We start from the raw sequence: 11888 nt of genomic DNA, 5'->3' as shown, positions 1-11888 counted from the left end.
GCAAACGAAACTACCTTATCATTTACAGATAACTATGGTGTCACGACTGGGTGACAGCAAGAAGAGCGTCTGCAAAATAGTCCAACTGCTCCTCCTGTAGCCCTGCAATATTGATACGACCGTCATTAACTGCATATACACCAAATTCATCACGTAATCTCTTGACTTGCTCTGCCGTCAATCCCGTAATAGAAAACATGCCTTTGTGCTTTGCTATAAAATCAAACTGATGAGATCCTTTTGCCCTGATGGTATCAACCAACCCCTGACGTAGACAAATTAACCGCTGATTCATTTCCAGCAGCTCCTTCTTCCATTCAGCCGTAAGCTCAGCGTCACCCAGTACCTCAGCAACAAGTGCTGCACCATGATCAGGCGGCATGGTATATGTAGACCGTGCAATATTAAGGATCCGTCCCTTGGCTTTCTGTGCCTCGGCCAACGACTCACCCACAACAATAGCAACCCCTGTTCGCTCTCGATAAAGACCAAAATTCTTAGAACACGAGGCGGCTATCACCATCTCATTGATGTTATCAGCCATATAGCGCAGCCCAGCAGCATCTTGCTCAAGGCCATCACCAAATCCCTGATACGCGATATCAACAAAAGGCATAAATCCATTTTTCTTTGCCAACTCAGTTATTGACTGCCAATCTTCAAAGCAAATATCTGCACCTGTCGGATTATGGCAACAACCATGCAGCAAGACCACATCCTGATCTCCCGCTTCAGCCAATACCTCTAGCATTGCTTGGCTATCAACCTGCTTGGTCTCAGGATCAAAATACGGATAATAACGAACCTGGAGTCCTGCGGCCTCCATAACAGGTTTGTGATTCACATAGCTAGGATTGGAAATCCACACCGTCGTTTCGGGCTTAGCCAGATAAATAAGATCAGCGAGCATTCTCAGGGCACCACTTGCGCCGGGAGTTTGCACCGCGGCAGCGCGCTCATGGGCTGATGTACCGGTTAGCAACAAATCCATCATAGCTTGGTTAAATTGCTCATTTCCGGATAAACCAACATAGGCTTTTGTCATCTGATGAGTAACAACCCGCTGCTGTGCAAGTTGTACCGCTCGCATAATTGGCGTTACACCCTCACTATTGCGGTATACACCTATGCCCAAATCCATTTTACAGTCGCGGGGATCATCACGATACGCAATACCCAAAGATAAAATAGGATCGGGTTGCGCCTCTGCAAGTTGCTTAAACATGTCAAAATTCCGTTTAACTAGGGATTATTATTTCTATCACTTCAATCTCTGTACGTCATCAGATTTGTGAGCTAATCGTCTTCTTCCTTGTGCAACCGCACCTTGACTCACGCTGTCATCCCAATCGTAGCGATGCTAAATTCTTGATCTAGATTAACCATTGTGTAACTTCACTTGCAGGTAGCGGTTAAACACCTACAGTTAATATAGGTATAAATAACTCGCGTACTATTAAGCTGTTTTGTGATTTAAAGCTGGTTACCACCTAGCATTTGACGCTGGTCTTAGCATGTCGGAGGTTGAGATGAAAAATAGTGTTGATATCAAAATGTTGCTAACAGCCTATGAGAAGATCAAAACTCAGGGACAGGAAATTGAGTTTGGTAAGCAACTTGATGACATCAAATGTACAGAAAGCCATGACGGATACTCTGTGAGCTTATCGGATGACCATGTCAGCTTAGATATCCACTTTCATAATGCCTATCACTTCCACACTATGAATGAAGACCCAGACTCAGTTATCAACCAAACCAAAGCAGAATTTCACAACAATAACGAAGCACAAATACAAGATTTTATAAAAAAACTCGAAAATCTCACCGATAAATATTAATGGAGATTATCAATATAGAATTAATACATAAAGATAAAATAATACGATCTTAACCGCAATATTCTGGGTGCAACAAATAACACAATAGCTTTTTTTTGCACCCTATCGCAATTCACACTCATACGTTCAAGAATTACAGTACGCTGACAGAGTCTTCGCCAATAATGAATATACTTTAGTTCGAATTAGCAATACGTAGGAATACTGTTCAGACTTCGTTCAATATCGCTCATGTAAATTACAAATAAGATTTAACAAAGTGATTGAACATTTTACAAATGAGGCTATCGTGTTTGCAGAACAACTTAAAACCAATGAACAAGAAGCGGTGATCAGAGCGCTTGACGAATGCTACCGTCGTTTAGATGAAGCCGACCTAACAGCTAAAGACCTAACGCAAGAAGGCTTTGTATTGCTGTTTCGCTCAGCTTATTTCAGCCAACTAAACGGAAACAAATAAAACCCAAGCATGCTTGGGTTTTTTTATCACAATTAAACGTTACTGTGTTTATAGTGACCAATCTCGGTTTTGTAGAACAACCCGATAACCATCGATATCTTCAAATGTCTTACCGACTTGTTCCCAATATGGATTGCTAGATTCAACCACGGTGAAACCAGCATCAATCATATTACGGCAAGAACGTTCCCACACCCTGCTGCAATCAACATAAAAAACCAGCAAATGCTCAGTAGAGGGTGCTCTACCCGCTTCAACACCAATTTTTTCAACAAACTCTAGATGATAAGCGTGCTTTTTATGTCCGAGAACTACACCATTAAAACCATCATAATCCTTAAATTGCTTTAACATCTCAAAGCCTAACGCCTTGCTGTACATTAAAGCGATTTTATTTAAATTATCTGTAGGTCGCACGACACGTAACGTTGAATCTTGAGGAATCATCTCGAACTTAAACTCCATTTATGGTTTCAATTCAATATATTAGTCTTCATGATTAAGATATACAACTGAACAAATAATACGCTCTGCGCATTTCATGACTGCTATCACAAACTATTCGTAACAAAAGCAAAAGAGTGATACGAATACCACTCTTTTTATGAAAAGCCATGTAGTTAATAACAATATTACGCGGGTAAATCACCCGTCGCCAACAAGTTCAAACTATCAGCCGTATATTTTTGAAACGTAACATCTGATCTTTTAGGAGGATAAATATACTTAGTCACTTTAATGATATATTTAGCGACAATATCATCGCTGACATCCCTCTCGTCATACCAAAAAGTATCGACATCCACTTTTTTTCCCTCATCCCACTTCATATCAGTGCGTATCAACTTGTGATCTTTGGGAATACCCAGTTTTTCCTTAAACATAGTCGTGCTCCAAGCCAAAAAATTAACGGCTTATATAATCACATACTTTTTGCAAGGTCATTATCACCCCGTCACAGTTCAAAAAAGCAACAACTGACATGGCTCACAATTCTTCTTGCTCCGCCTCTGAGCGACTACGGGAAACAGCCTGAACATACGAAGATGGTGGGTTACAGTGTACCAACTGGCGCTTCTGGTTTTCAGAGATCAAATCACAGCGCTGTTTATCCCAAATGAAACCTTCAGGAACTTTATTTTTTTCAATAACATAATAACTACTCCGCTGCTGTTCGTTAAGTATTGCCTCCAGCGGCAGGTTCTTTTGCTCAGCTTTACCCTGCGAATAAAATTGGGCGGAGAACGGGCGTTGATTTATATAAACCAAATCACTCGCCACGTTACTTGGGTCGTTCTTCCACGTTGCCAATAGCCCTTTTTCCGCCTCTTTCCCAACTAAATTAAACGCAAGCAATATAGCAATGATGGCGATCATGATCGGTGTTATCTCCCCCAGCCGATAGACACAAGTCGCCAATGGCTTTTGCTTCTGATATGCACACACCAGTAACGCCAATGCTGGCAGCCCCGGTAATACATAGCTGGGCAAGATATTTCCTGCAAAGGTAAACAATAGCATTGGGGCGAGCATCCAACACCACAAATAACCAATATACCCATCAGGTATGATGGTGTTCAATGTCGCTGGATTTGACTTTCGGCATACCTGATAGAGCAAGACAGGCGCCCATGGAAATGCCGCCAACAACCAGAATAGCCAAATCGTTCCTCTAACTTCATCATGAGCTGTACCGTATAAGTCCCCCTCCCAACCGGAAACCACAAAACGCATAATATGCTCGCCCACAATAAAATAATTCAGAAACCCCGGTGTTTTCCATTCGGCAATTAAGTACCACGGTAAGGTGAGCGACAGGAATAATATAATCCCTCCTTTCCATGGGAGAAGATTGGGAATTCGCTTCCAACGATGATCAGGCAACAACCACATCGTCAAACTAATACCCACCAGCACCAAGGCAAGTGGGCCTTTGGCTAACATGCCAATAGCCAAACCCGTAAAAAACAAGTACCCATGCCACGATGACTTATTTTGCCAATTCAACCAAAAGCTCACCATGCTCAAACTTACAGCAAGAGTCAGTGCTGTATCGGTCATAACCGCACCAGCAATAACAATGAAAGCCGTTGTGGTCGCCAAGACTCCTGTCGCTAACCATGCCATACTCTCTCCGAGCGTCCGTTTCGCGGCATACCAGACAAGATAAAGAATGAGTACCCCCACCATTAAATGCGGTACCCTAGCTGCAAACTCGTTAACGCCTAAGACCTCAAACCCCAATGCGCTTAACCATGCAAATAGGGGCGGTTTACCCCAAAAAGGCACGTTATAGTCAAACATCGGTGTAATCCAATTGCCCGTTTCGTACATGATCCGCGCCATTTCACCGTAACGTGCTTCAGTGGTATCCATGAGCGGGTAAATACCCAACGTCATCAGACGAACGATCAATGAACCGAAGAGCAAATACCCCCCCGTACGAGCAAGTGTGGAAACTGAATGCTTATACCCCATCTTCAGTCTCCCTGCTCTGCTCGTAACCAACCGACACGCTTTCATCCATCACCACGTACAACGGTCGCTGCTTGGCTTCGATAAATAGCCGGCCGATATACTCTCCCATCAGCCCTATCGACAATAACTGAATCCCACCCATCAGCAGCATCATAATCATCATGGACGGGTAGCCAGCGACCGGATCCCCCCATAAGAGGGTCTTGCTCCATACAATAAAAGCCCACACTATGGCAGCAACAGATATCATCGCTCCAGCCACCGTAGCCATACGCAAAGGTCGAGTACTAAATGAAGTAATGCCTTCGAATGCGAGGTGCAATAATTTGCGATAATTCCATTTCGTCTCACCGGCCTGGCGAGAGTCCCGTTCAAACTGTAAGGTAGTACGCTTGAATCCCGGCCAAGCAAATAACCCCTTCATAAACCGGGTACGCTCAGGCAGCTGATTAATTTCACGGACAACACGCTGGTCAAGTAGACGAAAATCACCAACGTTAGCGGGCAAATCCACCTCGCTAATATGATTAATCACACGATAAAATGCTGCTGCTGTAAATCGTTTGAACCAACCTTCTCCGTGCCTCTTGCTCCGCTGCATATCGACAACATCAAAGCCAGCTTGCCACTGACTTACCATCTCCAGAATCAGCTCTGGCGGGTCTTGCAAATCGGCATCGATAATTATGACCGCCTGCCCCGCAGCTTGTGCAAGCCCTGCACTCATCGCGGCTTCCTTACCAAAGTTGCGGCTCAAACGCACCGCCCTGACTGTATGGTGTGGCGAAGTAAATGCCGCAGCCAAAGACCAAGAGCTATCAGCGCTTCCGTCATCAACATAAATAATTTCACATGGCCTGTATAGCTGATCCAATGCATCGCACAACCGTTCATGGCAAGTTGCCAGAACTTCAGATTCGTTGTACATCGGAACAATGACGCTAAGAAAAGGCTGAACAATGTAGGCCTCATCCGGACGGCGGGGCAGCATAGCAATAGATGACATGGTTATTTTCTCGTTTTTGAAAATAACCACAGGCTAAACATAACCTTGTGAGAAAAATGTCACTGACATTTTTTTCACACGCTAGTATGGCAAAATAGGGGGAATACCTAAGGCTAACAAGCCGACTGTCGGAGTTCGCAATGAAACTATTATTGGTCGAAGATCATCAGGATATAGCCGGAGTTATCTTCGATTTCTTTGAAATTAAAGGGCATGCCCTCGATTATGCCAGCAACGGCGTACATGGGTTAGAATTGGCATCGAGCAATCATTATGATTTGATCATCCTTGATGTCATGCTGCCCAAAATGGATGGTTTCACCGTATGCAAACTTCTCCGAGAACAAGGGAACGATACCCCGATCCTCATGCTAACTGCCCGCGATACACGAGAGGATACGCTCGAAGGCTTCGCAACCGGCGCTGATGACTATCTTGTCAAGCCGTTCGACCTTGACATTCTAGAGGCAAGGATAAAAGCCCTGACTCGCCGTCGTAGTGGAGAGACGGCCCAAACGTCGTTACACTTTGGCGATCTCACACTTGATCTCAATACGCACACAGCCCAAAGAGAAGGTTGCACCTTTACCCTCAACCCTACGCTGTTCAAAATACTAAAACTCCTTATTACCCGCTCACCCAAAGTGGTCACTAAAGAAGAGCTCGTTTCCTCGCTTTGGGATGACGAAGAGCCCGAAGGCAATGTATTACGCAGCCATATCTATCAGTTGCGAAGTATTATCGACAAGCCCTTCAAGCAAGCATATATCCGAACCATACCGAAAGTCGGTTATCAACTGGTTAAAGAGGACTAGTCGTGACTGTCAGCGTCAATAAGGCCAAGAGTGCCAAGCAACTTACCTTTACCTACTTTGCGGCGATTGCATTTGCGATCCTAACGCTGCATTTTACCTTGATGGATTCAACGCTGGATGATTTTGAGCAGCTCAATGCGAATAACCGTCTGACACACGCTCGTCAGGTTGCTATGGAGGTTTTGGCTGAACAACATCTTGAGCAATTTGCCATCCCACCTTTTACCAAAGCCTTCGTTGGGAAAGCATCCTTACCGGATCATCTCGCCATACCGGATGATTTGCCGTATGGCAAAACAATTGAGGTTGAGCGCGATGAATACAATGACACCGAGTACTTTATTCAACGCAACCGCATCACAAACGACAAGAATAATGAAGATCTCTACCTTCTCTATTACGATGATATTTTTGAAATTAGCGAAGAACAGATCTTAGATAATCAACTAAAACAGCTCGCAATCTCATTTATCCTCTTAACTGCCACGATGCTTGTCGTACTAAAAGTATCAGGACGACTCACTCACCCGTTATCAGAACTGGCCGATAACCTGGAACAACGCAGTGCAAATGATCTTTCTCCCGTTGAGGTGCCAAGCGGTACGGTATCACGCGAGCTGCTACAACTCGTCGATAGCTTTAACCGCTACATGTCCCGCATTGATGAGCTGCTCAACCGCGAGCGAGCATTCAATCGCTATGCAAGCCATGAACTACGAACGCCATTAATGGTAATAAAAGGGGCTACCTCCCTGCTCGGCCAGTCACATGAGCCTACATTCATCGAAAAGCAGCGATTACGCCTACAACATGCCAGTGATGAAATGAATGACTTTGTCACGACCTTACTCTCATTAACCCGAGAGGAAAATTTCGACGCACTAACTGCGAGGCCTATTACCAAAACCGAAATTACTCAGATCACCCTCGCTCACACCCACCTCATCTCTTCAGACAAACACATAGAGTGGCAAGTGCGTGTAGATAAAGGTGTAACTCTCAAAATCCCAGAGAACACCCTCAACATTCTATTGGGAAATCTCATCAAAAATGCCTTTGCATACACAGATAAAGGATCTGTTGAAATTAGCGTTTCACAACATCAAATTACCGTTTGCGATACAGGAATGGGACTGGGGACTTCTCACAAAGGCGTGAACGGATATGGCTTGGGGTTACTCATAGCCAATGATATTTGCCGCAAGTATGGATGGAAACTCGAGCATCGTGACAACCCAGGCGGTGGGTGCTGCGCCTGCATTACATTTAAAGCAGACGAAGCACCCAATATTTAACCAATAGATAAAAAACAAGTTTTGGGATGCATATTAATCGCTTTGATAGAAAAACTTTTTTTTTACCATAACGCGGTATAATGACATTCGTTTATTATTCAACGCTAACGGACAATCATGAGTAAAGTGTTTACATTTCTTAAAGGAATGGCGATGGGTGCGGCAGATGTCGTTCCTGGCGTTTCAGGCGGCACCATTGCTTTTATTACAGGTATTTATGACACACTGCTTGAAAGCATCCGCCGTATCAATCCATCCTTAATTGGTATTTGGCGCCAAAATGGCTTTAAGGCTGCATTTGAACACATTAACGGCACCTTTCTGATCTTGCTCCTATCAGGGATCTTAACCAGTATCTTCACACTGGCCCGGGTCATTACATGGATGCTGCACACTCATCCAATTCCATTGTGGTCCTTCTTCTTCGGCTTGATCATCATCTCGGTGATCCATATGTTCAAACAGGTTTCAAACTGGGGAGCAAGCCGCGTTATTGCCGTTATTGCGGGTACCGTATTTGCCTACGGCATCACCGTACTGCACCCATTGACGCTGGAGCCAACTTATTTCAATATTATTCTGTCAGGCTCCATTGCTATTTGTGCCATGATCCTACCGGGCATCTCCGGTAGCTTTATTTTGCTTCTGCTAGGTATGTATGCCCCTATCCTAGGCGCTGCAAAATCTTTAGATATCATCACATTGGGACTTTTCGCCAGTGGCTGTGTTATCGGCCTACTTTCGTTCTCTCATGTTTTATCTTGGGTGCTGCGCCACTATCGTGATATCGCCTTAACATTCCTTACGGGCCTGATGATTGGTACTCTTAGCAAAATCTGGCCTTGGAAAGAGACGCTAACTTGGCGAACCAACTCAAGCGGCGAGCAAGTTCCGCTACTTGAACAGAACCTCTCTCCGTTCCACTTCGAACAAATCACCGGCCAACCAGCCTTCATCGGCTACGCTATCATGGCAATGATCCTTGGTATTGCGCTTGTATGGGGACTAGAGCGCCTCTCCGAAAAATAAGCGCCTCAAGCAACCATCCCAGGTAAGAGATAATAAAAAAGCCGCCAATTTGGCGGCTTTTTTTATAGAGAAAATAGGCTTAGTAGTACTGGAACATCTTCTGAACTTCTTTGTAATCCTGAGTTTGAGTCAGAGAAAGCATAAGAAGAATACGTGCCTTTTGTGGATTCAAAGTACCTGACGCAACAAAACCGTACTTAGCATCATCAACTTCTGCATCCAGTGTTGTGGAACCTGAACCCGTACGGGCACTACGCACAACCATCACACCGTCTTTGCTCGCTTTTGCCAGCCCATCGAAAATCGTATGGTACATGTTACCGTTACCCACGCCAGCACTTACAATGCCGTCAAAATCAGCATCAACCATCGCTTTAACCGGCAAATCTGTCGCATTTGCGTAGTTATAAACAATACCGACCTTAGGCAACGCTTTTACTTTCGATACATCAAATACTGTTTCTGTTGTATGGTGGCGCTCAGGGCTACGCTGGTATTTCACATCACTATTGTGCACGTAACCAAGAGGGCCCATGTTAGGCGACTGGAACGTATCTACAGCGGTTGTGCTAGTCTTTGTGACATCGCGGGCATCAAAAACTGTATCGTTCATCGCAACCAATACACCACGGCCTTTTGACTCGGCATCCACAGCTGTCACTACCGCATTATAAAGGTTAACCGGACCATCAGCACTCATGGCTGTTGAAGGTCGCATTGCCCCTACCAATACAACAGGCTTATCACTTTTTACTGTAAGATCAAGGAAGTATGCCGTTTCTTCCATAGTATCCGTACCATGGGTGATCACAACACCATCCACATCATCTTTTGCTAGCAGAGCATTTACTCGGTTAGCTAACTTCAGCCAAACCTCATCATTCATATCCTGAGAGCCGATGCTAACAACTTGCTCACCGCTGATGTTTGCAATTTTTGTCATCTGCGGTACAGCATGAATTAGGGAGTCTACCCCAACTTTACCCGCCGTGTAGCTCGAATCTGTCGCTGACTGACCAGCACCAGCAATTGTACCGCCTGTTGCCAGAATCTTGATATTCGGTAGATCACCTGCAAAACCTAATGAGCTAAAACATAGACCAGCAGTTAGCAGACCAATTGAAATCGCACTCTTTTTCATAATTTTTCACCTATTGGATATATATCTTAATATTTTTTAATTACGGTGAATAATATGCGAAACACATAATATTTTTGTGGTTTTTGTCACTAAATGAAGCAGAGAAAATTTGATCTAGCTTGCAGATACATCATCACGATGTAACCCGTTAACATCAGGCCACACAGCACGAAACACCAAAAACAAAAGCACCATTAATTTAACAACGCAGACATAACAACACAAAGATTACAACAGTGTCACAAAAGAAAGGCTCTACGAAGATAGAACTACAGCAAGATGATAGGATATCGAAACACCATCGGTAATCTGAGTATCGCAATCCGTTAGTAAGGATGAAAATGAGCATAAAAAGGAAATGGCCGATGCTATCAACCAGTAGCGCTATCATACTGGGGCTATCTTACATTTTATTCACAACCAAGCCCCCTCAGAGCGATACATACTGCCAACTCAGCCGTACCCCCTGCATAAATGACCAAATCAACATACGGTTATCACACGATATCGTCAAACCTATGATCGCCACTGACGTGGACGTGGTATGGCCATCCCTCCCTGTCTCAGTGGAAAATCTTGAATTCATACTCGAAGGCCATGAGATGATGATGGGACAATATAAGTTAAAACTAAGCCGTACAGCTCAAGATAATAGGTATAATGGCCAGATAATATTACCGTTTTGTACATCAGATGCTATGACATGGAAAGGAACGATTATCCCTTCCAACCATGAGCATGAATTTGAACCTGTATTTATCTCATTGAGGATGGAAAAGTGAAATATCAATGGATTATCCTTGCCCTAGCTCTTGCTGCCGGCCTTATAACCAGCCTTATCGTTGACCGAAGCAATCCTGAGAAAACAGGACCGGAATACCCGTTGAATTTTTTGGAAACGGCTAATGAGGCGGTTGATCTATACGATCCCAAGGATCCTCGGATACGTGTCATCTACTTTGGCTATACCCACTGCCCAGATGTATGCCCAACGTCTCTAGCAGTTCTTTCCGCGGCGCTACAGAAAATCAAACCTCAGCAACTGTCACAACTATGGCCAATTTTCATTACGCTCGATCCTGACCGAGATACGCCAGAAAAAAGTGCTCAATACGCACAATATTTCCATAAAAATATTATCGGTATGACAGGAACACAAGCCCAGACTAAAGCTCTTGCTGAAAAATACGGTGTGCTCTATATCCGAACCGAGCTCAAAGACTCTGCTCTTGACTATGCTGTTGACCACAGCTCCTACTTCTATTTCCTTACCCCAAACGGCGACCTAATAGAAAAGGTACAGCATACTCTAAACCCTGATATTCTTGTCGATGCCATTTCACGAGTGCTCCAAACATCCTCAAACAAAGCTTAATATCAGAATTATTACACTCAAAACAGCGAAAACCCGCTCAGTCGGGTTTTCTCATATTTGAGAGAAAAATAATAAGATAAATTAATGTTCGAGCAGCAAATGCATCAACATCTGCCATACTAATTCTGCCGACTGATAATTTAACGCTCGGTCTGTAGTGGCAAACAAAGGAGAAGAAAGAAAAATGAACCGTTCATTATCTATCCTTGCAGGCATTCTTCTGAGTGCAACACTTGTAGGTTGCTCTAGCTCAGATGAAGTCGATCAAATGCAGCAGCTCACAAATAAAGTCGATATGCTCTCTGATCAAGTAGGTGCGCTGCAAAGTCAGCAGGATCAACTAGCAGGTGCAGTTAACGACGCACGCGCAGCCTCTGACGCTGCATATCAAGAAGCAATGCGCGCCAATCAGCGTATTGACAACATTGCAAGTTCCTATAGAAAATAA

Annotated in this window: 13 protein-coding genes; 7 read left to right on the top strand and 6 right to left on the bottom strand. The window is 44.1% G+C overall.

Annotation, left to right across the window (positions count from 1 at the left end):
* Positions 1-40: 40 nt before the first annotated feature.
* Positions 41-1225 carry an amino acid aminotransferase gene (locus tag ACSF8X_RS17820; RefSeq protein WP_500851858.1) on the bottom strand — a complete coding sequence of 395 codons (1185 nt, stop codon included), beginning with the start codon at positions 1223-1225 and terminating at the stop codon, positions 41-43.
* A 304-nt stretch (positions 1226-1529) separates the two neighbouring features.
* Between ACSF8X_RS17820 and ACSF8X_RS17815 the strand changes: the two genes are divergently transcribed.
* Together ACSF8X_RS17815 and ACSF8X_RS17810 are read left to right on the top strand one after the other, a co-directional pair.
* Entirely contained in the window at positions 1530-1841 is a 312-nt protein-coding gene (locus tag ACSF8X_RS17815; protein WP_047879964.1) for a DUF3081 family protein, read from the top strand.
* A 289-nt stretch (positions 1842-2130) separates the two neighbouring features.
* A complete protein-coding gene (locus ACSF8X_RS17810; RefSeq protein ID WP_169753942.1) occupies positions 2131-2301 on the top strand; it encodes a hypothetical protein in 171 nt (56 codons plus the stop codon).
* Positions 2302-2349: 48 nt separating this feature from the next.
* On the opposite strand, the gene ACSF8X_RS17805 is transcribed toward ACSF8X_RS17810, so the two are convergent.
* From ACSF8X_RS17805 to ACSF8X_RS17790, 4 genes are all read right to left on the bottom strand, one after another.
* Entirely contained in the window at positions 2350-2766 is a 417-nt protein-coding gene (locus ACSF8X_RS17805) for a VOC family protein (RefSeq protein ID WP_240478335.1), read from the bottom strand.
* Positions 2767-2933: 167 nt separating this feature from the next.
* On the bottom strand, positions 2934-3185 hold the full coding sequence (locus tag ACSF8X_RS17800; protein WP_047879962.1) for a hypothetical protein: 252 nt from the start codon (positions 3183-3185) through the stop codon (positions 2934-2936).
* A 103-nt stretch (positions 3186-3288) separates the two neighbouring features.
* Positions 3289-4635, bottom strand: coding sequence for an ArnT family glycosyltransferase (locus ACSF8X_RS17795; protein ID WP_500851857.1), 1347 nt, complete (start codon positions 4633-4635; stop codon positions 3289-3291).
* Positions 4636-4768: 133 nt separating this feature from the next.
* On the bottom strand, positions 4769-5785 hold the full coding sequence (locus ACSF8X_RS17790; RefSeq protein ID WP_500851856.1) for a glycosyltransferase family 2 protein: 1017 nt from the start codon (positions 5783-5785) through the stop codon (positions 4769-4771).
* 140 nt (positions 5786-5925) lie between these two features.
* Between ACSF8X_RS17790 and ACSF8X_RS17785 the strand changes: the two genes are divergently transcribed.
* From ACSF8X_RS17785 to ACSF8X_RS17775, 3 genes are all read left to right on the top strand, one after another.
* Complete coding sequence (locus ACSF8X_RS17785; RefSeq protein WP_047879959.1) at positions 5926-6600, top strand: response regulator transcription factor; 675 nt, start codon at positions 5926-5928, stop codon at positions 6598-6600.
* 2 nt (positions 6601-6602) lie between these two features.
* Positions 6603-7895, top strand: coding sequence for a sensor histidine kinase (locus tag ACSF8X_RS17780; protein ID WP_500851855.1), 1293 nt, complete (start codon positions 6603-6605; stop codon positions 7893-7895).
* A 117-nt stretch (positions 7896-8012) separates the two neighbouring features.
* Positions 8013-8924 carry a polyprenyl-phosphate transporter gene (locus tag ACSF8X_RS17775; RefSeq protein ID WP_500851854.1) on the top strand — a complete coding sequence of 304 codons (912 nt, stop codon included), beginning with the start codon at positions 8013-8015 and terminating at the stop codon, positions 8922-8924.
* Between the two features lie 79 nt (positions 8925-9003).
* On the opposite strand, the gene ansB is transcribed toward ACSF8X_RS17775, so the two are convergent.
* Positions 9004-10065: an L-asparaginase 2 gene (ansB, locus tag ACSF8X_RS17770; protein WP_047879956.1), complete on the bottom strand. Its 1062-nt coding sequence runs from the start codon at positions 10063-10065 to the stop codon at positions 9004-9006.
* Positions 10066-10843: 778 nt separating this feature from the next.
* Between ansB and ACSF8X_RS17765 the strand changes: the two genes are divergently transcribed.
* Positions 10844-11440, top strand: a complete 597-nt coding sequence (locus tag ACSF8X_RS17765; protein WP_500851853.1) for an SCO family protein — start codon at positions 10844-10846, stop codon at positions 11438-11440.
* A 184-nt stretch (positions 11441-11624) separates the two neighbouring features.
* A complete protein-coding gene (locus ACSF8X_RS17760; RefSeq protein WP_047879953.1) occupies positions 11625-11888 on the top strand; it encodes an Lpp/OprI family alanine-zipper lipoprotein in 264 nt (87 codons plus the stop codon).

The organism is Photobacterium panuliri, from assembly GCF_059920555.1.
The sequence above is the reverse complement of the archived record's forward strand: the minus strand, read 5'-3'. Positions and strand labels throughout refer to the sequence as shown.

What these genes read in the sequence shown, in the direction of transcription:
- ACSF8X_RS17775 (WP_500851854.1), top strand. Translation starts at nt 8,013, where the DNA reads ATGAGTAAAGTGTTTACATTTCTTAAAGGAATGGCGATGGGTGCGGCA.
- ACSF8X_RS17815 (WP_047879964.1), top strand. Translation starts at nt 1,530, where the DNA reads ATGAAAAATAGTGTTGATATCAAAATGTTGCTAACAGCCTATGAGAAG.
- ACSF8X_RS17805 (WP_240478335.1), bottom strand. Translation starts at nt 2,766, where the DNA reads ATGGAGTTTAAGTTCGAGATGATTCCTCAAGATTCAACGTTACGTGTC.
- ACSF8X_RS17795 (WP_500851857.1), bottom strand. Translation starts at nt 4,635, where the DNA reads ATGTACGAAACGGGCAATTGGATTACACCGATGTTTGACTATAACGTG.
- ACSF8X_RS17790 (WP_500851856.1), bottom strand. Translation starts at nt 5,785, where the DNA reads ATGTCATCTATTGCTATGCTGCCCCGCCGTCCGGATGAGGCCTACATT.
- ansB (WP_047879956.1), bottom strand. Translation starts at nt 10,065, where the DNA reads ATGAAAAAGAGTGCGATTTCAATTGGTCTGCTAACTGCTGGTCTATGT.
- ACSF8X_RS17785 (WP_047879959.1), top strand. Translation starts at nt 5,926, where the DNA reads ATGAAACTATTATTGGTCGAAGATCATCAGGATATAGCCGGAGTTATC.
- ACSF8X_RS17800 (WP_047879962.1), bottom strand. Translation starts at nt 3,185, where the DNA reads ATGTTTAAGGAAAAACTGGGTATTCCCAAAGATCACAAGTTGATACGC.
- ACSF8X_RS17820 (WP_500851858.1), bottom strand. Translation starts at nt 1,225, where the DNA reads ATGTTTAAGCAACTTGCAGAGGCGCAACCCGATCCTATTTTATCTTTG.
- ACSF8X_RS17760 (WP_047879953.1), top strand. Translation starts at nt 11,625, where the DNA reads ATGAACCGTTCATTATCTATCCTTGCAGGCATTCTTCTGAGTGCAACA.